Raw genomic sequence first — 22,511 nt, 5'->3', positions numbered from 1 at the left:
ATTAATATAGCAGAAAAATTTAATTGATTTTTAACAAGATCACTCTTTTGCAAGACGGCTAGGTTAACTCATGTATTACGTAGTACTCTTACTACGCAATAAAAGCCTTCATTTTTAGAAGCCTTTGTGAAAGGATGTATTTAATCTAACCTATGTAGGTTAGCAGGATATTCAGTTATAAATTAATGTGTATTATTATACATTTTAGAAAGATAATAAAGTAGAAATTAACGCACAGGAGAAAGAGAATTTATGAATATGAAGAAAAATCATAATTCTAAATATTATATGTTACTCAGTTTTGTCCATATCCTTCTTCTACTTTATGTTGTTTATAAAAAGAAAGACAGAAAAACGATTTTCTTTACATTTTTGTCTATAGTGGGATTAGCCTTTTATTTTGAATATCCCCTATATATTTTAAAAGCATATAAATATAAAACGAATCTACTTAAAAATAGAGAACAGGATAACTCGTTTGGATCTGTTTTGTCCCAAGCCTTATTTGTTCCGACGGTTGCAATATTAATTTCTTCTTTTCAATTAGGCTGGAAAATTAAATTCTTATTTACATTGTATTTTACTTTTATTGAAAGGTTATTTATAAAATTAAATATTTTTAATAATAGATGGTGGCATTCTATTTATACTATGTTCTCAATTTTTACTTATTTTTTTATAAGTGATGCTTGGTTTAAGGGTGTGAAGAATGGGAACAATTTAATTTTAAAAATGTCTCAATACAATACCTTTCATGTATTTTATATGAATTTGTTATTTTTACTTTCCATAAGAAAAAAGTTCAGATTCAAGCCTTTTAGATTTACAACACAACCTTGGTATCATCACTACTCTTTTATCAAAGTTTATCTAACTTTTGAAACATTATTAACAATGTATTTCTCAGAGCAAAAGAACAAAAGATTAAAGATCATCCCCTTCCTACTTATTTTAATTATGGACTCGTTTTTAATAAAATTAAATTATTTAAAAGTGAAAGGTAACTACTGGGTATATGTTTTTCCTGTGAGATTTATTTCTCATTTGGCATTATATATATTACAAAAAGGGAATTAATTACTAGTTAAGACTCCTTATTAAAAGCTTGTGAAATAATATACTTAAATTAAAGGGCAATTGAACAGAATCTATCATTAATAACAGGACCTTTTGGTGCGCAGTACAAAGATATTGTTCAAGAAATAGGATATCCAATAATCATGTGTGTTTGCGGAAAACCATAAAATCTATCTTCAGCTTAACCAAGTTAGTGTATCGGCACATGATTGATAAGAAACAAGGAAACATCGTAAACGTAGCTTCACTTTCAGGGTTAAGAGGCGTTTATGGAAACAGTGCCTACACAGCTAGTAAGTTTGCGTTAATTGGTTGGACACAATGTATGGCCGTTGAGGCGATTCAACACCAAATACGCGTGAATGCGGTTTGTCCAGGGTTTGTGGAAACCGATATGGCCGAATCCCTTATATCGTCTCAGGCCCAAAGAAACCAGTTATCTTTTGAAGTTCAGTTAAACAATGTGAAACAGGGGATCCCATCCGGGCGCTTAACGTCATCCGGTGAAAGTTTGCGGCACAATATTTCTCAGCTAATTTAGAACATAGAATTGGGAAAACATGTACCTACACCAACTCTCCGGACGGCGATTTCATCATCGACCAACATCCAGAACATCAAAATATCTACCTAGCCTGCGGATTTTCCGGCCATGGATTCAAGTTTAGCAGTGTAGTTGGGGAAATTCTTTGCCAACTCATCACTGAAGGGAAAACGAAATTTGATTTGAATCCGTTCTCACTGGAAAGGTTTAAGAAGGTAGCTGACTCAGCCATTTAAAGGGTTAGAACTAGCCTTTAGAGTAAAAAGACCCAAAGTGGCCTAAAAAAAGGCGCTTTGGGGGCAGTTGACCAATCCAATAGGAATTTTGAAAACCTGTGTAGAATTTTATACTATACAGGTTTTTTAATGGAGGGAATTCTTAAGATGGGTCGTAAAGATGATTATCAAAGTAAAATGGAGTCTATTAATTTAACTATCATTGTTCCTTCGAATCACACTCAATCAAAATTATGAGATAATCTTAGTATCGGTAATATAGAGGAAATGGATTACTTACAAATCTGCAAAATTCATGTGAGGGTAGTATACTAAAGTATAAAATGATGTGCACATAAGAAGGTGGTATAACCATGTTTAAAATAGGGGTCATTGGTCCGAACGCATCTGTGAATCGGATAGTAAGTCATACAGAGTATTACGAAGAACAGGTGAAATTCCTCCCTTTTCCTTATACAGAAATTTATGAAATCGAAGAAATTGTAGAAAATCATGAGTTTCACATAGACGCCTGGCTTTTTTCCGGTGTTGTCCCATATGAAGTAGCACATGCCAATGGAAAAATTAAAAAGGAAACTATCTATATATCAGTTACCGATTCCGCTTTCTATAAAGCATTCCTGGAATTAAATTATCAAAAAGGGACTATTGTTAAGAGAATGAGTGTAGACATAATTAGGGATAAAAGTGATTTAAATGCAGGATTGCAACAGGCCAATGTCGATCTAGATGAATGTTTCGTTAAGGTTTTTCAGCCAGATTTTAAGCCAGAGGAGCTATTTCACTATCATATTGATTTGTGGCAAAAGGGAAAAACGGAGGGGGTCCTTACTTGCTTGCCATCCGTTTGTGATCAACTTAGGGATGCTGGAGTTCCGGCAGCATGGATGACACCAACCCATATGCAAATTCGTGAAACGCTTAAAATCATTACAGAGAAGGTAAAAGCGTCCTACTTCAAGGAAACTCAAATTAGTGTGGTTATTATTGAAGTGGAAGATTTTGATGCGTTAACTGCTAATAATAATACGCCCTATCGACTACAATATCTTGAACTTAAACTAAGAGAAATTATTATTAATCTTTGCGAAAAAGTAAAGGGAACAGTAATTGAAAAAGGACATGGCAGGTATATGATCTTTAATACTCGTGGTGAAATTGAACGTGAACTGCCAGCATTAAGAGAAACAGTCTATCATTTGGCATTGGAAGCATCTAATAAAGTAGCGGCAGGAATTGGTTTTGGGAAAACGGTTTATTCTGCGGAAGAGAATGCGTATAAAGCCATACGCCAATCAAAAGAAAGCAAATCTAAGAAGTTAATAATGATCCAAGACGATGGGGAAGCAATTGAATTGGAAGAAAAGAATGAAGAACTAAAATACTCTGTTCGAACAGTTGATGAATCCTTGATAACCAAGTTGAAAACAGTAAATGTGAGTGTGAAAACTTATAATAAACTTATTGCACAAATCCAAAGAATGGGATGGACATCCTTTACAGCTAAAGATATAGCTTTACAAATGAATATGACGGAACGAAATGCACGTAGAATTGTAATGGATCTTCATGAAGCCGAGCTAATTAAATGTATAGGGGAACAGTCACAGTCTCGAGGTAGACCATCAAAAATTTACCAATTGAATTAAGATAAGCAATCCTTCTTCAAGGTAAAACGAGTCATTTATCATTTTTTAAAACCGTAATTCAATTATCAATTGGGTTACGGTTTTTTAGTGCGCCCAGCATGGGTCCAGTCTATAGGGTGCAAGTCCCGAACTGTGAAGGCAGAAGTAGCAGTAGCTTAACGCAAGGGTGTCCGTGGTGACGCGGAATCTGAAGGAAGCGAGCGGCAAACCTCCGGTCTGAGGAACACGAACTTCATATAAGGCTAGGTATCATTGGATGAGTTTGCTAAACAAAACAAAGTCCTTTCTGCCGAAGGTGATACAGAGTAAATGGAGCAGATAGATGGAGGGAAAGACTGTACTCTTACCTGGGGAGGTCTGGCTGGAAAGCCGAGCACACTCGGTAAACTACTCTGAGAAGAGTAGCTGAGCAGTCAGAAGTCAGCAGAGGTCATAGTACTTGACTAGCTATAGATAGTTAAGGAAGGACTGAACATTTAGGAAGAATATACACTAGGCGTTCACTGGTTATGATGATACAGACAATCCATTAATGGACTTACTTGAAGGAGGACGTGGTGAATTCCACTGGGGACTTTAAGAGGGTGGAATAAGCAGTGGCACAATCAGAACGTATATTCACGAGAAAGGATTGTATCGGAATGATGGAACGACTACTGTCGCGGGAAAATCTACTTTCGGCATTAAAACGAGTCGAAAAGAATAAGGGTAGCCACGGTGTAGATGAAATGCCTGTAAAATCCCTACGAGCGCATCTTCTACAAAACTGGCAAGAAATCCGAAATTCAATAGAGACTGGAACTTATGAGCCTATGCCAGTCAGACGTGTCGAAATCCCGAAACCGAATGGCGGCATACGTTTATTAGGAATTCCTACCGTGACAGATCGTTTGATTCAACAAGCGATAGCCCAAATATTAACCCCAATCTATGACCCATCCTTTTCCGAAAATAGCTACGGGTTCAGACCTAGAAGAAGAGCACATGACGCTGTTAGGAAAGCAAGGACATATATAGAAGAGGGCTATAGATGGGTAATAGATATGGATTTAGAAAAGTTCTTCGACAAAGTAAATCACGATATGCTTATGGGACTCTTGGCGAAAAGAGTTAAAGATAAGACGCTTCTAAAGTTAATTAGAAAATACTTAGAATCGGGAATTATGATAAACGGAGTGGAGATTATCAGTGAAGAAGGAGTTCCTCAAGGTGGACCACTTAGTCCACTATTGTCCAATATTATGCTAGATGAACTCGACAAGGAACTAGAGAGAAGGGGACATAAATTTGTCCGTTACGCAGATGACTGTAATATCTACGTTAAAACCAAGAAAGCAGGTTTACGTGTTAAAAGCTCTATAACTGCCTTCATTGAGAAGAAACTCAAGCTAAAAGTGAATGAGGGGAAAAGTGCAGTAGAACGACCGTGGAAACGAAAGTTTCTTGGATTTAGCTTCACATCACACCGGAATCCTAAAATCCGTATCGCAAAAGAGAGTATAAAGAGAGCTAAAAATAAAATAAAAGAACTGACATCAAGGTCGAAATCCATCTCAATAGAATTACGCATTGAGAAATTAAATGAATACCTTGTAGGTTGGTGCGGATATTTTGCGTTGGCCGATACGCCAACTCCCTTTAAACAACTAGATGAAACAATTCGAAGAAGACTTCGGATGTGCCTGTGGAAACAATGGAAACTACCTAAAACCAAAGTAAAAAGGCTCATTTCTTTAGGAGTTCCAAAAGAAAAAGCCTTTGAATGGGGAAATTCACGTAAGAAATACTGGCGCATTTCTAATAGTCCTATTTTAAACACAACGCTTAATTTAGAATTTTGGCGAAAACATAAGCTGAAAAGTCTAGTAAATAGATACAATTACTTACGTCATACTTAAGTGAACCGCCGTATACCGAACGGTACGTACGGTGGTGTGAGAGGTCGGGGGTTAGTCACCCCCTCCTACTCGATTTGTAAAGAAAAAAGAGAAAATACTATTTAAAATTTTCAGAGGAGTATTGCAAAGGGCATAAATCCACTGTAAACTATTAATTAAGGAAATTATCCTAAATGTTTCCTTAAAAGATAGTTGTACTACACTGTCTTAAAAAAAACTATATGGGGGGATAAGGGTGTCTGATGGTATTGGGAAACTTTGGAGAGACTGGCGTTTATATTTAATTATTTTATTTATCGTTATGTTAGCGGAATGGATTGGTTCTAGAGAGATCTCGATTGGAATAGGAGTCATTTTACTTTTACCTATGCTTTTTGCCTTTTTATTTGGACTAGGTTCATTTTTTAGTCCGTTAATCAAAGAGAAACAGGCTAAAAATGCAGAGTCACTAGTTTTTATATCGATTAGTTTATTGGCTGCTAAACTCTCAGTCACTATGGGACCGGCACTGAGCCTACTTGTTGATATCGGTCCGGCATTAGTTCTTCAGGAGATTGGGAATTTAGGAACCATCCTTATCGCGCTTCCAATCGCAGTATTTTTAGGATTAAAACGTGAAGCAGTAGGCATGACCCATTCAATTGGACGTGAGGGGAATGTAGCGTTAATGACAGAGAAGTTTGGTTTTAACTCGCCTGAAGCACGTGGCGTTATGGCGATGTACATATTCGGGACGGTTTTTGGGGCTGTTTTCTTAGGTATCGTATCAGGATTTTTAGCTTCAGTGACTCCTCTCCATCCATTGTCGTTAGCTATGGCTTCAGGGGTCGGGAGTGGGAGTATGATGTCTGCTGCGAGCGGGTCTTTAATAGGCTTATATCCAAAACTTGAAAGTGATATTATTGCTCTCGCTGGAATGAGTAATCTAATTTCTTCAATGATTGGATTGTATTTTACGATTTTTGTAGCACTACCATTGACGGAAAAGCTTTATTCCATGTTAGTAAATGGAAAAGAGAAAAAGGTTAAGTCGAAATTGGATGTGGAGGGTTAAACCGGATGTTACGAAATATACAGGAATGGTTATGTGTGTTTGTTATTGTCGGAATAGTCATTATATTTGGGAACTGGGTGGGGTATAGTGTGGTAGCGTTAGATGCCGTTCCTGGAATGATCGTCATTATTTTACTATGTCTATCAGGTTTTATTCTTGAGAAACTCCTGCCTGTAAAAATCCCAAGTATTCTCTATATTGCAATATTAGGTGTAATAGCTTCAATCCCTGGATTACCATGGGCAGAGTTTGTAATAGGATCAACTGAAGCGATCAATTTTCTTGCCATTACTACAGTAACCTTGGCTTTTGCAGGTGTTGGAATTGGTCGCAGTTGGGCTGACTTTACGAAGTTAGGCTGGAAGATGGTGGTTGTCGGCTTTTGTGTTTTATTTGGAACTTTTATTGGCTCAGCAATAGTTGCTGAGGTTGTCTTAAGGATTCAAGGGTTAATTTAACAGATTCAAAAATTAAAAGTTATGGTTTAACCGGAGTGATGATGATGAAGTATCGAAGTGTGTTTGACATAATTGGTCCTATTATGATTGGACCCTCTAGTTCTCACACGGCAGGGGCAGCAAGAATTGGTAGGATTGCAAGATCTATATTTGGCAGAGAACCAGAATGGGTAGAAATTTTGTTATATGGATCGTTTGCAAAAACCTATAAGGGCCATGGGACAGACGTCGCTCTAATAGGTGGGATTTTAGACTATGACACATTTGACCAGCGCATTGTAGAGGCACTTGTTATGGCTGAAAAAAAAGGAATAATTGTATCTTTCTTTGAAGAAGAGGCTGTTCCAGAACATCCCAACACCGTGAAAATTAGGATGGGGGACGAAGAAAACAGACTGGAACTAGTTGGGATTTCAATTGGGGGAGGCAAGGTTGAGATTATTGAATTGGATGGATTTCAATTAGAGCTTTCGGGAAATGGTCCTTCTCTCCTCATCGTGCACAATGATCGTTTTGGTGCCATTGCAGGTGTTTCAGAAATTTTAGCAAGAAATGAAATAAACATCGCTCAAATGAAAGTTTCTAGAAAAGAAAAAGGGAAAAAAGCATTGATGACCATTGAGGTTGATCAAAATATAAGGAAGGATTTAATGGATGAGGTAGCAAAGGTTCCGAACATTTTACAAGTGACGAAAATTAATGATTAAACAATTTAAGTGGGGGAACTAATGGTGTTTCGAAATGTTTCTGAATTAATAAAATTAGCAGAGCATAAACAAATGGCTATTTCTGAGGTAATGATAACCCAAGAAATGGAAGTTCGCGAGAAAAAAAGGGAAGATATCATCAACGTTATGAAACGAAACCTTCAAGTAATGGAAGCAGCTGTTGAACGTGGGATAACCCAAAATGTTCGGTCCCATTCAGGATTAACGGGTGGAGATGCCATTTTACTCCAAAACTATATTCAGAATGGTAAAGGTTTATCTGGGGATCTCCTTTTGGATGCTGTGAGCAAAGCGGTTGCCACAAATGAAGTGAATGCGGCAATGGGGACAATTTGTGCTACACCTACTGCAGGCTCAGCTGGAGTCGTTCCAGGGACTCTCTTTGCTCTAGCAAAGAAAATGGATATAACTGAAGAACAAAAAATAAACTATTTGTTTGCCGCTGGAGCTTTTGGTTTTGTCGTCGCAAATAATGCTTCTATCTCGGGGGCGGCTGGGGGATGCCAAGCGGAGGTCGGAACCTCTACGGGGATGGCTGCAGCAGCAATTGTAGAATTAATGGGAGGGGAACCTGAACAATCCGCTCATGCCATGGCGATTGCTTTGAAAAATATGCTGGGACTTATTTGTGACCCTGTTGCCGGTCTAGTAGAGGTACCATGTGTCAAACGGAATGCAATGGGAGCAGCAAATGCTATGGTTGCAGCTGATATGGCCTTGGCAGGCATACAAAGTCGAATCCCATGTGATGAAGTCATACAAGCCATGTATCTAGTAGGCCAATCCATGCCCATTGCACATAAGGAAACGGCTCTCGGAGGTCTTGCAGCAACGCCGACTGGAAAAGGGTTAGAAAAAATGATCTTCGGATGATTTATTGATACTGTACAAAATAGTAGTAGAACAAAACAAATGAACGGAGAGTGAGAGATTGTGAATATAACAGAGGAAATTTCTTTTTTAATAGAAAGTAAAAAGGATAAGATTATTCAAGTGAGTGACAAAATATGGGAGTTTGCGGAGACTCGCTTTGAGGAATTTCAATCGGCAGAGTTACTGATTCAAACTCTTGAACAAGAAGGCTTCACCGTTGATAAGGAAGTAGCGGGTCTTGAAACTGGTTTTATCGGAAGCTTTGGTCAAGGTAAACCAATTATTGCTTTTCTGGGTGAATACGATGCGTTGGCGGGACTTAGTCAGGTGGCAGGAGTTGACAGCTTTCAACCTATTAATCTGAGAGGAAGTGGACATGGTTGCGGGCATAATTTATTAGGTAGTGGCTCCTTGGCAGCAGCCATTGCTATAAAGGATTATATGGAGGATCATCAGCTTCCTGGAACCATTCGTTTTTATGGCTGTCCTGCTGAAGAAAGCGGATATGGGAAAACGTTTATGGCTAAGTCAGGCCTGTTTACAGATGTAGATACCGCATTTTCATGGCATCCGTCAACAATGAATGCTGTTACGCATACATCATCAAATGCTGTTATCCATGGCCACTTTTCATTTACAGGTCGTAGCTCTCATGCGGCAGCCTCTCCACATCTTGGAAGAAGCGCATTAGATGCAGTTGAACTGATGAACATCGGTGTAAATTATATGCGAGAGCATATGATCGATGAAGCTAGGGTACATTATGCGGTTACAAACACAGGGGGAATAGCACCTAATGTCGTACAGCCCGAAGCAGAGGTGACATATTTAATTCGTGCTCCGCACCCAACCCAAGTAAAAGAATTGTTTGAACGCGTCATCAACATTGCAAAAGGCGCTGCACTGATGTCAGAAACAAAAATGGAATATAGAATTGAAGGGGCTTGTGCTAATTTAATCCCAAATGCTACGTTAGAAAAAGTGATGCATAAACATATGGATATCCTGGGTTTCCCCGAGGTTACAAGTGAAGAAGTCGAGTTTGCAAGAGAAATTTATCAATCAACATCACAAGAAGATAAAATCACTGCAAAAAAACAAGTAGGGAAACCTTTATCCGCAAGATTGGAAGCGAAACCGATTGCAGATTTTATTTTACCTTATTCAGAAAACCTTTCATTTATGGCTGGGTCCACCGATGTCGCTGACGTTAGCTGGAACATTCCAACGGCACAATGTGTTACATCTACATGGGCATTTTCAACACCATTCCATACCTGGCAAGCGGTAACCCAGGGAAAGACGACCTATGCCCACAAAGCCATGCTTCTTGCAGCGAAAACGATGGCGTGTACAGCAGTTGAGGTCCTTTTAAATCCAGAATTAGTGGTGGAAGCCAAAAAAGAGCTCATCGAAAGATTGGATGGAGAAACTTATCAATGTCTCGTACCCGAAGAAGTTAATCCACCGAAACGATCAAAATCTAAAACCTCTTTACAAGCGATGAATTAAAAGGGAATCTGGTAGTATTGTAAATTGTAAGATACTTTTGAACAAAGAATACAATGGTAAGTTCTCGAAGTATTTTCTGTGTGTGATGAACAAGACAAACTAAATCCGTATGCTTCGCCTTTATTGGCAAAGGACTTAGATGGACTTTTGCCAGCGCTAGTGATTACGTCAGGCTTTAACCCGCTTCGTGATGAGGGAGAGGCCTATGTAGAACGGATAAAAATAGCTGGTGTACCAGTTGAAGCAATCCGCTATGATACGATGATCCATGGATTTCCTGGATGCCAGGGGTGCTGGTTGAGGGGCAAAACGCTTTCAATCAGGCTGCTTATGCCTTAAAGCGCGCTTTTAATAACGTTAAAACTGTAAAGATAGTTTGGGAACCTAATAGGCTAACTTAAACTAGTATTGCGGACACATTTATTTATAAAATCATGTATAACTGCACTAAATAATGAATTGTTTACAGAGTAGCCCAAGCAGAGGTCTACTCTGTTTTTTATAGCCAAATGCAACCGAGACTGTCCTACCAAAGAGCAGTTCCTATGTCGATAAAATGAATAAGCGTTTTTAATTATTTGGGAAAATTTCCTTATTATTACTTAATAATGTTTTTTAGATGGCATTTAGGGAGTACTTGAAGAGATTACAGAGTGGATGATCAATGGTATAATGAATTATTATAATATTCTTATAATAGGTAGTGGTAAACAAAGAAAAGCGTGTTTCATTTAGAAGGGAAAAGGGGATGTGTTCAAAATGAGAATAGCCATTTTAGGTGCAGGTTCAATTGGAACGATTGTCGGTGCTTATATTGCAGCTGCTGGAAAAAATGTCGAGTTGATTGATACGAATAAAGCGCATGTTGACGCTTTGAATTCTTCAGGAGCACAAATTACGGGAACAACGGAGTTTCAAGCAAAAGTAAAAGCCATCACACCAGAAAAGATGTCAGGTATTTACGATCTGGTCTTACTGTTAACGAAACAGTTACATAATGATTCCATCCTTAAGGGTTTGCTGCCTTTTTTAGGAGAGCAAAGTGTAGTTTGTTCCTTGCAAAATGGGATACCGGAACAGCAAGTAGCTACCATTGTTGGCCGGGAACGAGTCATTGCTGGGGCGGTCGAATTTGGTGCTACCTATATGGAACCGGGGGTATCTAGCTTAACGACCGAGTATCCTAAGTTTAAGAAATATGCTTTTCAAATTGGAGAATTTAATGGGGAAAGAACAAAAAGAATAGAACAAATCAAAGCGATTTTGGACATTGCAGGCGGTACCCATATCTCCGATAACCTCATTGGAACAAAATGGTCAAAATTACTGGTGAACAATGCTTTTAGCGGCTTGTCGGCCGCACTGAATGCAACCTATGGCGATGTACTTGATCATGAGATAGGGATGATTAGTGCGGTTCATATCGCGGACGAAACCATTAAGGTTGGACATGCAAATGGAGTAAAGTTTGCTCAAATGGGTAGATTTGATATCGACAGCTTGGAAATTCGTAGTGAAACAGAAATTCCTGAACGAATTGAAACATTTCGCTTCATGCTAAAAGCTTCTCGGTTGTTAAAGGCAAGTATGCTACAAGATTTAGAAAAGAAGCGTAAAACAGAAATTGATTATATTAATGGAGTGATACCAAGGTTAGCTGAAGGGAAAGGAATTTCAACCCCTTTTAACGAGAAAATTGTTAAATTGGTCAAAGGGGCGGAAGACTCACTAACTCTACCTAATTTTGAAACAAATATGAAATTTTTTGAAGAGTTGGTGGAGGTTCGACTGCCATCCTTCAATCCATTACAAAACCTCAATAAATAGCCAAATTCAAGCAAATTTAAATATTATTGACATAATGAGGTCAATTTCTTCTCATATAAAAAAAGAAAATGTTCCATGAAGGTCCTTTTTTATCCGAGTTTTCCAATGTATGTGGATAGGTTCATGCATTGTGTATTCATCTCATATCTACAACCGAATATTGACTAATGATTGCGAAATGCACAATTTAGTTACATAACAAAATTATAATTCGTTTAGTAGATTCCGTTTGAAAGTATAGGTATCATGGAAAATCACACAAGGGAACTTATCGCGAAGAATGTAATAGGAAAAATGAAACAACAGACTCTCCATGACTGTTGAATATGGATAAAAAAGCCGACGTATGTTTTCTAACTCCGATTCCAAGAATGTATCCTGCAAAAGCTAATAAAGGAATTTGAATAAGCATTTGTATGATCATAGAATCTTCTAGAGTGTGTCCGATTTTGGGTATGTTTAGAGTTAAAATCATTCCAATACCTATGAAAAGGTGTCTCATTCCATTCCCCCATTTTATTTTTTTAGTTGATAACCTCTTCTGGAGAACTGTAGTCAAAAATTCTAATTAATTGGCCATCAGGATTAATCAAATAAAAGGCCGCATTGTGGTCAAAGCTATTTTCAACGGGGATGACAATCACCCGGATTGCTCTAATAGTAAATCTAATTCTTGTTGATTAGGGACACGCACCATTCTCGAATCAATCCCATCTGCTTGAACTATTACGGCTGTGTTGAGAATGACAGTACAGGATAACTTTGTTTGTATATCACGGCGTAACAGCAGTGACGGAAACAATTGTCAGTATGTAGGGAGAGTTGTAGGGAATCGTGTGACAGGGACAAATGTATGTGATCGTGGAGGAGGCTCCTGGAGTGCAACCATTCAAAGAGGTCCGCAAGCTCCGGACTTAGGCAGACGATGGGAGGTTCAAGAAGGTGCTTGGAGAGCTGTCTGGACCCGAAGAGGAAACAGCAATAACTTTGATGGTAGGTGGACCAGACAAGGAGCTACGCCGATTACAGCTGTCTTGACCATGGAACAGGATGGCAATAACGTACGGATTCGCCGCAGAAATAGTAGTGACGGAAATAACTGCCAGTACACCGGTAGAATTCAAGGTAGAAATGCAAGTGGATCCTTTACCTGTGATCAAGGTGGAGGGCAATGGACAGCAAACATACGTGGCTAACGAAAAAATTTTCTGGAAGATTAAGCGAATCTTTTTAGTAGTGTAGCAGTAGTCTTGGTACAAAAAGTGGAAAATTATGAGCCTGTCTCTCAGAAGAATGAAGCTGCGGGATAGGTTTTTTTCATGCGCTTATCTAAAAATCAATCGAAAAAAGGAATAGGCAATGAAAACTCCAGGGTCTATAATGTGTGAAGAGTGAAATATAGAGAATAAAAACAGACGAAATGACAACGACAATAAAAGGAAGCGGTTGCAAAAAATGTGGACAACGTATTCATTAACTAATTTGTATTGAAATAAGCAAGTAGATTTTTATATAGAAAGAAGGATTCGATGAGGGTTATAGGAATTGATTTATCCGGACCAAGCAACCACAAGGATACGGTTGTTGTGGTGTTTGAGGAACACGGGGGGCAATTGAGATTTGTCAAATGTGGGAGTCCTATGAGTGATGAAGAAATTTTAAAAGAGGTTTCAGCACAGTCCCAAATAGATGAAGTCGTAATCGGCATTGACGCTCCTTTGTCTTATGAAGATGGAGGAGGGGACAGGGTATCGGATCGTGAGTTGAGAAAGTTCATTGTTGAAAACGGAATGAAACCCGGATCGATAATGCCTCCTACATTCAATCGAATGGTCTATTTAACCTTGAGAGGGATCAAACTCAGCAGAGAAATCACAACACTAGCTTCACTTCATCCAATCTCTATCGTGGAAGTTCACCCTGGTGCAGTCATTGGCTCAAGATTATCGCCAAAGGAGTTGGACTATGTTTTAGCATATAAAAAAGACTTGGAAGCGAGGCAGTACCTCCTAAGGTGGCTAGAGCAACAACACCTGATAGGAATTCCAGAAACAGCAGCTGAACAATGCCATTCGATAGATGCCTGTGCAGCGGCTTTGGGTGCATGGCATTGGAAGAACCCCGAGTTCACACCAAAGTGGATTTTCCCTGCTAAACTACCTTTACATCCTTTTGATTATTGTTGCTAATGCTGACTGACCCCACGGGGCAAGCCCGCGTGGGGTCTCACAGGTTGTAGCCATCCTGTCATTTAACCATAAAAAATAATCCACCCTTGAGTTAGCGGCTCAGGTGGATTACTCTGCTAGATTTGAAGAAAAATATAGTTTCGTTATCAAACCATATAGCTTTACCAACAATTACTACGCAAAGGGAAAATGACATTACGGAGGGAAAAAAGACAAGGCTTTCTCCTCGTTGAGAACCCTTGTCTTTTATTGTTGTTACTAGTTATTTTCGATTATCCCAAAACCCACCCGATGAGGATCGGTTTCCAAATCCCAATCTTTTTTCTTTGATTTTTTATTGTCTGATTGAAGTTCTGTACAAAACGTTCCCATTGCCAGACTCAAGGTCTTCTTCAATGATTTCCTAAATCTCATTTGAGGTTTCATCATCAGAGAATTGTTCGAAGGCGATACCAAAGGTATGAGACAATATGTCCTTAATTCGATGAATCAACTACCCATACTCATAATAGTTTGGAATGTGACGTATTTCTATCTATTAACAATGGTTTCGATGGGAAACCTTAAATGTATTCTTCCGCAAAATAACTCATCCTGGTGGAGCTACAGCAACAATTAGTCTTCCTCTACTCTTCATTTTGTGCTTTGATTTTCCGATGAAAGTCTGGGGGGGTGAAAGTGCATTTACGCTTCTATCTAGTCACCTCTTTGTAGTCTTAATGAAAAAAGTATATTCTAGATCCCGTCCATATCTTTCCATAACAAATGCTAGAGTGGTACATGATCCACTTACGGAATATTCCTTTCGATCTGGACATACGACAGCCATTTTCTCCATTATTATTCCTTTCAGTATTCATATTCCTATACGCAGCCTTTTTCTTTATCCACTTGCTTGTTGCGTCGGTATTTCTCGCGTATTTCTGGGCATACACTATCCCTCAAATGTAGTAGCTGGTGCTTTTGTAGGTACGTTTTTGGGGGATTGGCCATTTATATTTTTTAGTAAAGTGAAGGAGGAAAAATATGAAAATTGCGTTCTTTACTGACACATGTGCTCCTCAACTAAACGGAGTGACTCTATCATTTCATCGTAAGCCCGTATTCAAACAACGCATATAAAAACAGCAGCACCTCCTGGTATGATCAAAGTATCAATTTAAGGAGGTGCTTTTTCATATGCCGCAGCAAAAACTCACAATCGTCCCCGTTACATTACATTCCGAAAACAAAAATACTTCCGCACCAAATCCAGTAGTGATTTCCTCAAATCCTACTTGCACGATCAGAACCGGCAACGCCGAAATCACCTTCTTCAACGGCGTAGATGAGCACATCATCCAGACGGTCATGAGGGAGTTGAAAAATCAGTGAAACACGATTTTACTAGCGTAAAAAATATTTACATCATTTGCGGTAAAACGGATATGAGAAAAGGTATTGACGGACTAGCCGCATTAATTCAAGATTCCTTTGAATTGGATCCGTACGGTGATTCTATTTTCTTGTTTTCAAGATGGAGTAAGGATCGCTATAAATGCTTATATTTCGACGGTGATGGCTTCGCCATGCTTTATAAACGTTTGGATAACGGCAAACTCCAATGGCCAAAGGATGAAAATGAAGTACGGAATCTTTCTCAGAAGGAGCTCAGGTGGCTCCCCGAGGGGTTATCTATACAGCAGCCAAAGGCGATTCAGCCGTCACCAAAAGGTGCCTTTTAAAGCGTTAAAACCCTTTAATTTATCTTTATTCCACTGTTCGAACTCGTTATAATAAAGGGAGTGAATCCGAACGAAAAGTGGTGAATGATGTGGCGAATACTTCTTCTACGAATGAAAATCAATTTGATAGAGTAATTCGCTTGCTCGAAGAGCAGTTGGCTCATTCGAATCAACAAAACCAGGAGCTATCAAAAAAATTAGATCACTCGTTAAAACAGAACGAAGCATTAACGCAACAACTTCGGCACCTAACAAAACTCTTATATGGTTCTAAAACTGAAAAATCGAGATATAACGCACCGGAAGGGCAAGCGTCATTATTTGATGATGACCCGTCTTTTAGGGAATCTGAGCACACAGAGGAACAAAGCCAACAGACCATTTCTTATACTGTTGTTCGACCTACTAAAAAGAAAAAACGTAATGATTCATTACGGGATGATATCGAAGTTGAAGCAATTCACTATCATCCAGAAAATACACAATGTGACTGTTGCCAAGGGCATAGGATTGAAAGTGGCAGTACAATCGTACGCGAAGAAGCAGAGTTTATTCCTGCAAAAATGAAGAAAATCCAGCACATTGAACATGCTTACGAATGTAAAAATTGTAAAGGTGATTCATTTCAAAAAGCTCAAATTAAACGTGGTAAGGCACCGCAGCCTGCCATTCAACGTAGCATCGCAAGCCCTAGCGTGCTTGCCAAAGTCATCTATGATAAATTTGCGCAATATCTCCCCCTTTACCGCCAGGTTAAGGAATGGGATCGCTACGGCTTGAATACCAACGATAAGAATCTTTCGAATTGGGTCATTCGTGCATCACACGATTGGCTATTGCCTATTTATGAGAGAATGAAAGATTTGATGATGAATAAATCGCTTTTACATATTGATGAAACATATGGACAAATACTCCACCGCTCCGATGGTAAATCGGGTCAAACCAATGCTTATAATTGGGTTTCTCGAAGCGTTCCTTGCCAAGGACCACCAATAACTCTCTTTCATAGCGCATTATCGCGTGCCCGATCCGTCCTTGAAGGATTCATTGAAGGCTTTTCAGGAACTATTATTTGCGATGGTTATTCTGCCTATGGCAAGTTGGAGGGCGTTACATTCGCAAATTGTTGGGCCCACGTTCGCCGTTATTGGCTGAAGGCGGACAGCAAAAATGGCCGTATAGGTGTGAGCTTTTGTGACGATTTATACCGTCTTGAAAGGAAATTTAAACATTTGTCTCCAAGTAAGCGAAGAAAAAAACGCCAAAAATACTCGAAGCCAATTGTAGATAAATTCCTTGAATGGGTTGAAACGTCACCATTCTACGGAAAAAATGCGCTGGCGAAAGCAGCTGAATATACATTGAACAGGGCAAATGGACTCAGAGCATTCCTTAACGATGGGCGCGTTGAAATCGATAATAATCCCGCTGAAAACGCCATTCGTCCTAACGTCGTGGGGAGAAAAAACTGGCTTTTCTCAGTCAGTGAAGCCTTTGCAAAAACGAACGCCATTTGTCTCAGTATCGCAGAAACCGCCAAAAGTAACGGTGTAGATTTCTACGAATACTTGATGAAGCTTTTGACGGATCTGCCCAATCTCGGCATCCATCAAAACCCTGAAATTTTAGATCAATACATGCCCTGGTCAAAAATGATTCAGGCCGAATGTGGACAAAAATTGAAATAAGCCGTAAATTCGATTGAAAAAATTAGAATTTACGGCTATTCGTGATGCGTACCGAAAGGTGCGCTTATTTTTTATAATTCGAGCTTACATTTCATCGTTTTGCTCGATATTTAGATGGGAAGAGAATTGATTATCTTTTTTTGTACCAGAGACAGAAGAAAACCTGTTTTCCACTAAGATATTTAGATTTACGAGCTTCCCTTTGTTCATCTACCCGGAATCTCCATGCTTCTTCTTAATATCCTACATTATTTTTTCATCCTCCCTAACCTCTTGCTTATTAATTTGCTTCTGTATTGCAAAAGAATCAGTTTGTTTCCAAAGTGACTTTTTAAATAAAATCCCTTTGCCTCCAGCCAGTGGAACCACTATAAAAGGAATTTTAAGGTTGAATCCAAGCTACCTGCCACTCTGCTAACCGCTTCTTTCTGTGGTTCCTTTTGGATTAAGTAATTGATAGCTGTTTTGTCAATGGGGAATGGGGAGTTTTCTGAAGAAGTCCTCGAGTGTAATTAAGTGTTTCTTTATTGGGGGGGGGGGACCCATTTTTTTAAGTGGACAAATAGGACAAGCACAATACATTTACTATTTTATATTCTAGTAAGAACCAATAAGAAAGGGGCTATAATATGGATATGGATGAATGGAAAGAACGCAACAAAAAAAACAAAAAAAACTCTAGGCTAAGGAAGCCACAGAGCTTACCACAATCTTTTAAAAATTTATTACCACCGAAGCAATGCTCTTTTTTTCCTGTGCAATGTGATTGTCCACCAGGTCCACCAGGCCCACAGGGTGTTCCAGGACCCCAAGGTGCTCCAGGACCCCAAGGTGCTCCAGGACCCCAAGGTGCTCCAGGTCCACAGGGTACTCAGGGTCCACAAGGGGATACAGGTCCACAGGGTACTCAGGGTCCACAAGGGGATACAGGCCCACAGGGTACTCAGGGCCCACAAGGGGATACAGGTCCACAGGGTACTCAGGGCCCACAAGGGGATACAGGTCCACAGGGTACTCAGGGTCCACAAGGGGATACAGGCCCACAGGGTACTCAGGGTCCACAAGGGGATACAGGTCCTGCAGGAGTCTCAGAGTTTGCAGATTTTTTTGCTTTGATGCCTCCTGATAATGCCGCAACAGTTGCACCAGGTGAGGACGTAGACTTCCCACAAGATGGACCCCAAAGTGGGGGGATTGTTCGTACTGGTGCAGATACATTTAACTTGTCAGAAATTGGCGTTTATCAGGTCCTGTTCCAGGTAAGTGTCAGCGAAGCAGGTCAACTGGTTTTAACCCTTGATTCAGGAGGAGGAGCCGTTGAACTAGCCTACACAGTGGCTGGTCGGGCGACTGGTACTTCTCAAATCGTAGGAATGGCAATTGTTCAAACTTCAGTCATAAATTCAATACTCACGGTTCGAAATCCGGCTAATAATGCCACGGCGTTAACCATTACTCCTCTTGCTGGAGGGACAGAACCAGTTTCAGCACACCTAGTTATCACTCGACTCCAATAGACAAAAGTATAATTTCTTCGTTAGACCAAAATCTAAGATAGTTTCTATTTGACGTGTTCTGTCTTTCGTTTTGTCTTTTAAAGACAGATGAGGTGTCTCCCATTCCATTCTACGAAAGTATTAAAATATCGGGTGACTGCCCTCTTCTTGCGTAGATGTAATTAAGATGAATATATTAACATTTTACCATTGTATTTTTCATTGCAATAGAAAAAGAGAACAGGGAGAAAACCTTGTTCCCTTTTTTATTTAAACAATTCACTGATTTCCGCTCATTTTTTCTTACTTCTTATTTAACTACTTCTTTGACCGTTGCGATCTATCTAAACGATTGCTTCACCTTTTCGAAGTGTTGAGGAGTTGGAAGAAATACAGACCATCATTCAAGAACATCCTGAATCTGCCTTTAATAAGAGACCATTGATCACCAAATTAACGAGTAATGGGAACATAACCCTACCTACAGATTCTTTTACCGAATGGGTAGATGGGCAGGAGAAGAAAAAAGGAAAGGATGAAAAAACATTTAATGAACTCAAAAGGAAGTATTTTGGTTTATAGGTGTGAGAAGGTTGCTGGCACATCCTCTTGATTCGAAAAATACAAACAATTGTTCTTTTGCTGAATGACAGTTTTCGAATCACTAATGATGGCGATTGCTTTTGCAAGTTTAATCGTAACCATCCTGTCATTTAACCATAAAAAATAATCCACCCTTTAGTTAGCGGCTCAGGTGGATTACTCTGCTCTAATAGCCGACCCTTTTGGGGACCGTATATTGTTGGACTGGATATGTTCCTGCATGTTCAGTCCTTTTTTCATAATTTATATTATTAATAATAATATAATAACGGATGATTAGGAAAAGAACAACGGGGTTGGTGGGGGACAGACGCCAGTGATGTAAGTTTTAGAGGAGGGATACGAGTATGCTTTGTTCTCCTTTTTCGTAAAACTTGAACGGTATATAATAGAGAATAGAATGTGGGACAAGGTGCCTGTCCCACTAGCTTTGCACAGGTTCCAAAAAAAGTAAATCTCAAAAAAGATGTATGTAGACAAACGCAAAAAAAGCTCCTATTGTAGAAATGTTGATGTTTGTTCCCAAAAACAAACTTTCTACAAAAGGAGCCTTAAACAGTAAGATTATGATAACCGAAAATACTGTAATACGTCAATGTTTGTCATTATTACCTACAGAATACTTAACCTGTCCTATATTAAACTATGATACGAAAAAGCTTTCAATAGATGGACTTATTAAAATTTTTGTAGCTGCCCAGTTGGGCAAATGGGAGTCTTATCCCGAATTTGATATTAAAATGCGCGCACACAAAGATCTAATGGAATATATCGGGGTAGAGAGTATTAGTTCCTCACAATTAAGCAGAAGAATTAATGATTTAGATACCGAAATACTACAAACCCTCTTCTTTAAAGTTGTAAAAGAACTTGAATCTTATACCAAAGGCTTCGTTGGTTTACCTCGGGATGTTGGCAAACTTCGCATCGTAGATGCGACACATATAAAACTTCCAGCTGTTTTATCAGAATGGGCCTATGTAACTAAAGGCTGGACAGTCGTAAAAATGCATACACGTTTGATAGTTGCATCACCAGACGTACACTACCCTGATAAGATTGTTCCTTCTAATGGTAAGGTACAAGACCATGAAGGTGGAGATCTGTTAATAGAAGAGTCTGATGCAACATATGTAATGGACCGAGGATATATGGACCTTTTTCGCATGAACGAGTGGATAAAGAAAGCGATAAAATTTGTGGTTAGATTAAGGGGAAAACTCGTTGAAAGAATCTTAGAAGAATACGAAGTACCCGAAGGGTCTAATATCCAAAGAGATGTTAAGGTGATATTAGGAGAATCGGGTAAGATGAACCCAATCAGAGTTGTGGAATTTCTTGATGAAGAGGGGAAAGTTTACAGGCTAGCTACTACTAGATGGGATTTAGATGCAACAGAGATTGCGGAAATTTATAAAAACCGCTGGATTATTGAACTGTTCTTTAAGTGGATTAAGCAATCACTTCGATATATCAAGGTCTGGAGTACAAAGCCGCAAGGAATATGGAATCAGATGTTTATAGCGATGATTGCCTACATTTTAACACTTATTGTAAAGCTAAAAACCAAATCACAGAAAAGCCTAAAATTTATCCTAACAAACATTAGAACTTACTTTGATAAAACATGGGAAGTATTTATAACGGCAATAGAATTTAAACCTAAAAAAACATCAAAAGGCCGACAAAAGATTCCAGATAAACCGAAGAAAGAAATATTCTATGGTAGTGTTGCGCTAATCGGTGAAAAAAAGAAACGCATTAAAAGGAAGATCAAGTAAAAAACGAATACCAAAAAGTGGGAACAAAAGACAATCTTATTAATGATTGTCTTTTTAGCTCCCAAGACAAAAACCTAATTGTAAAAATATTACTTATTTTCAAATGAAATACAACTATGCAAAGCTAGTGTGCCTGTCCCTCTGTCCCTAGTCGAGGATCTTGGCTACCGGGAGGAAGAGGCGAGAAACAGTATTCCAAGAGTACCATCAAGCGGTCGGTGGATAAACTCGTGAAAAAGGGACTAATCACCGCAGAAGAAACCAATATGGGTACGTTATTTACCCTGCTAGGTTGCGAAGAAATCCAAGCAAAAGGATTCGTTGATTTTTTTTGCCCTTCTTTTCGCGGAACGAAGACAGAACCAACTGAAAACGTAGGCGATACGAATCAGGAACAAAATCAAGAAAGAGAGAAGAAAGAGGAGAGGGGTGAGAAAGAGAATGATCAGGCGAAGCATTCCAAGGAAACCATGCCGAAGCCAGAGTTCGCTCAAACCAGGAGAACAACGGCTATCACAAATCGCTTTATTCAGTTCCGTAATCGCGGGGCAGCACTGTCAGCGAAAGACATGAATGCGGCTGAAAAAATAGCTTTGCTGGAGGTTCCCCTAGAAAAGATATTGAGTTGGATGGAGGAAATTCAGTTGAACTACGGTAAAAAGAACGGTTCTGAACAGAGTATCACCAGCCTGATTTATTATGAGTCAGCGATTATGACGCGACTGGCAAATGCCGAAACAAAAGCAAAGAAGCCACAAAAAGAAACCCTTCAGGACCGAATTGCCCGGCTTGAAGAACAAGGAATTCTTGGATAGAGAGGGGCTGAGGCAATGGAAAAGAAGGAAGTCATTCAGATTTTAGCGATGATCGAATCGGTGTATCCTCAATTTAAAATCAGTGATGAAACGGTGCTCATGTGGCTAAAAGTTTCGAAAGGGATGGATTATCAGCTTGTGATGCAAAGGTTGTCCGCACATATTGGAAAACATCGGTTTCCACCAGTGCTGGCAGAAATCGCGGCCTTTCAAGAACCGGAAAATGGATATCTTCAGAAAACAAAACAATGGGCACAAGAAGGGAGAGGTCGGATTGAACGAGATCATCAACAATCCAGAAGGAAACCAAGTCCAGACTGGCTATTTAAATCCATACTACGTTGACCAAACAGAAG

General features: G+C 39.2%; 25 protein-coding genes. 24 read left to right on the top strand and 1 reads right to left on the bottom strand.

Translation table 11 applies throughout. The features are described from left to right. The first annotated feature begins 252 nt into the window (after positions 1-252). The 18 genes from LG336_RS15725 to tnpC all read left to right on the top strand — a co-directional run bounded on the left by LG336_RS15725 (position 253) and on the right by tnpC (position 17,460). Positions 253-1,077 (top strand): hypothetical protein, encoded by an 825-nt coding sequence (locus LG336_RS15725; protein ID WP_404328429.1) that lies wholly within the window; start codon positions 253-255, stop codon positions 1,075-1,077. Positions 1,078-1,282: 205 nt separating this feature from the next. Further along, positions 1,283-1,618 carry an SDR family NAD(P)-dependent oxidoreductase gene (locus LG336_RS15720; protein WP_404328428.1) on the top strand — a complete coding sequence of 112 codons (336 nt, stop codon included), beginning with the start codon at positions 1,283-1,285 and terminating at the stop codon, positions 1,616-1,618. Positions 1,619-1,626: 8 nt separating this feature from the next. Further along, positions 1,627-1,857, top strand: coding sequence for an FAD-dependent oxidoreductase (locus tag LG336_RS15715; protein ID WP_404333187.1), 231 nt, complete (start codon positions 1,627-1,629; stop codon positions 1,855-1,857). Positions 1,858-2,210: 353 nt separating this feature from the next. Continuing rightward, a complete protein-coding gene (locus LG336_RS15710; protein ID WP_404328426.1) occupies positions 2,211-3,506 on the top strand; it encodes a hypothetical protein in 1,296 nt (431 codons plus the stop codon). A gap of 641 nt (positions 3,507-4,147) precedes the next feature. Then, on the top strand, positions 4,148-5,404 hold the full coding sequence (gene ltrA, locus LG336_RS15705; RefSeq protein WP_404333086.1) for a group II intron reverse transcriptase/maturase: 1,257 nt from the start codon (positions 4,148-4,150) through the stop codon (positions 5,402-5,404). 235 nt (positions 5,405-5,639) lie between these two features. Then, on the top strand, positions 5,640-6,458 hold the full coding sequence (locus tag LG336_RS15700) for a DUF3100 domain-containing protein (RefSeq protein WP_404328425.1): 819 nt from the start codon (positions 5,640-5,642) through the stop codon (positions 6,456-6,458). Positions 6,459-6,463: 5 nt separating this feature from the next. Further along, on the top strand, positions 6,464-6,916 hold the full coding sequence (locus LG336_RS15695) for a hypothetical protein (RefSeq protein ID WP_404328424.1): 453 nt from the start codon (positions 6,464-6,466) through the stop codon (positions 6,914-6,916). 44 nt (positions 6,917-6,960) lie between these two features. Beyond that, the gene (gene sdaAB, locus LG336_RS15690; protein WP_404328423.1) at positions 6,961-7,623 is read left to right on the top strand and encodes an L-serine ammonia-lyase, iron-sulfur-dependent subunit beta; all 663 of its coding nucleotides are present in this window, start codon (positions 6,961-6,963) and stop codon (positions 7,621-7,623) included. A 24-nt stretch (positions 7,624-7,647) separates the two neighbouring features. After that, positions 7,648-8,517 (top strand): L-serine ammonia-lyase, iron-sulfur-dependent, subunit alpha, encoded by an 870-nt coding sequence (gene sdaAA / locus LG336_RS15685; protein ID WP_404333186.1) that lies wholly within the window; start codon positions 7,648-7,650, stop codon positions 8,515-8,517. 60 nt (positions 8,518-8,577) lie between these two features. Beyond that, positions 8,578-10,029: a M20 family metallopeptidase gene (locus tag LG336_RS15680; RefSeq protein ID WP_404328422.1), complete on the top strand. Its 1,452-nt coding sequence runs from the start codon at positions 8,578-8,580 to the stop codon at positions 10,027-10,029. A gap of 78 nt (positions 10,030-10,107) precedes the next feature. After that, positions 10,108-10,368, top strand: a complete 261-nt coding sequence (locus LG336_RS15675) for an alpha/beta hydrolase fold domain-containing protein (RefSeq protein WP_404328421.1) — start codon at positions 10,108-10,110, stop codon at positions 10,366-10,368. A gap of 420 nt (positions 10,369-10,788) precedes the next feature. Continuing rightward, entirely contained in the window at positions 10,789-11,856 is a 1,068-nt protein-coding gene (locus LG336_RS15670) for a ketopantoate reductase family protein (RefSeq protein WP_404328420.1), read from the top strand. 743 nt (positions 11,857-12,599) lie between these two features. Next, on the top strand, positions 12,600-13,052 hold the full coding sequence (locus tag LG336_RS15665; protein WP_404328419.1) for a hypothetical protein: 453 nt from the start codon (positions 12,600-12,602) through the stop codon (positions 13,050-13,052). 333 nt (positions 13,053-13,385) lie between these two features. Continuing rightward, positions 13,386-14,045 (top strand): DUF429 domain-containing protein, encoded by a 660-nt coding sequence (locus LG336_RS15660; RefSeq protein ID WP_404328418.1) that lies wholly within the window; start codon positions 13,386-13,388, stop codon positions 14,043-14,045. A 656-nt stretch (positions 14,046-14,701) separates the two neighbouring features. Next, entirely contained in the window at positions 14,702-15,094 is a 393-nt protein-coding gene (locus LG336_RS15655; protein ID WP_404328417.1) for a phosphatase PAP2 family protein, read from the top strand. Positions 15,095-15,224: 130 nt separating this feature from the next. After that, on the top strand, positions 15,225-15,419 hold the full coding sequence (locus LG336_RS15650) for a hypothetical protein (RefSeq protein WP_404328416.1): 195 nt from the start codon (positions 15,225-15,227) through the stop codon (positions 15,417-15,419). Beyond that, on the top strand, positions 15,416-15,769 hold the full coding sequence (tnpB, locus tag LG336_RS15645; protein ID WP_404328415.1) for an IS66 family insertion sequence element accessory protein TnpB: 354 nt from the start codon (positions 15,416-15,418) through the stop codon (positions 15,767-15,769). Before LG336_RS15650 ends, tnpB begins: the two co-directional genes overlap by 4 nt. An 89-nt stretch (positions 15,770-15,858) precedes the next feature. After that, on the top strand, positions 15,859-17,460 hold the full coding sequence (tnpC, locus tag LG336_RS15640; protein WP_404328414.1) for an IS66 family transposase: 1,602 nt from the start codon (positions 15,859-15,861) through the stop codon (positions 17,458-17,460). An 84-nt stretch (positions 17,461-17,544) separates the two neighbouring features. Here the strand turns inward: tnpC and LG336_RS15635 are convergent, their stop codons facing one another. Beyond that, complete coding sequence (locus tag LG336_RS15635; RefSeq protein WP_404328413.1) at positions 17,545-17,670, bottom strand: hypothetical protein; 126 nt, start codon at positions 17,668-17,670, stop codon at positions 17,545-17,547. 419 nt (positions 17,671-18,089) lie between these two features. Between LG336_RS15635 and LG336_RS15630 the strand changes: the two genes are divergently transcribed. The 6 genes from LG336_RS15630 (at position 18,090) to LG336_RS15605 (ending at position 22,500) form a co-directional block, all read left to right on the top strand. Continuing rightward, positions 18,090-18,977 carry a collagen-like protein gene (locus tag LG336_RS15630; protein ID WP_404328412.1) on the top strand — a complete coding sequence of 296 codons (888 nt, stop codon included), beginning with the start codon at positions 18,090-18,092 and terminating at the stop codon, positions 18,975-18,977. Between the two features lie 330 nt (positions 18,978-19,307). Next, positions 19,308-19,538, top strand: coding sequence for an arylamine N-acetyltransferase (locus LG336_RS15625; RefSeq protein ID WP_404333185.1), 231 nt, complete (start codon positions 19,308-19,310; stop codon positions 19,536-19,538). A gap of 85 nt (positions 19,539-19,623) precedes the next feature. Continuing rightward, complete coding sequence (locus LG336_RS15620; protein ID WP_404333184.1) at positions 19,624-19,686, top strand: hypothetical protein; 63 nt, start codon at positions 19,624-19,626, stop codon at positions 19,684-19,686. 385 nt (positions 19,687-20,071) lie between these two features. Next, positions 20,072-21,340, top strand: a complete 1,269-nt coding sequence (locus tag LG336_RS15615; protein ID WP_404328411.1) for an IS4 family transposase — start codon at positions 20,072-20,074, stop codon at positions 21,338-21,340. 230 nt (positions 21,341-21,570) lie between these two features. Beyond that, the gene (locus tag LG336_RS15610) at positions 21,571-22,155 is read left to right on the top strand and encodes a hypothetical protein (protein ID WP_404328410.1); all 585 of its coding nucleotides are present in this window, start codon (positions 21,571-21,573) and stop codon (positions 22,153-22,155) included. A gap of 15 nt (positions 22,156-22,170) precedes the next feature. Continuing rightward, complete coding sequence (locus LG336_RS15605) at positions 22,171-22,500, top strand: replicative helicase loader/inhibitor (RefSeq protein ID WP_404328409.1); 330 nt, start codon at positions 22,171-22,173, stop codon at positions 22,498-22,500. Positions 22,501-22,511: the final 11 nt, after the last annotated feature.

The organism is Mesobacillus maritimus, from assembly GCF_044803185.1.
Classification (GTDB): Bacteria; Bacillota; Bacilli; order Bacillales; family Cytobacillaceae; genus Mesobacillus_B; species Mesobacillus_B maritimus_B.
Note: the sequence above shows the minus strand (reverse complement) of the source record. Positions and strands in the feature narration are given on the sequence as shown.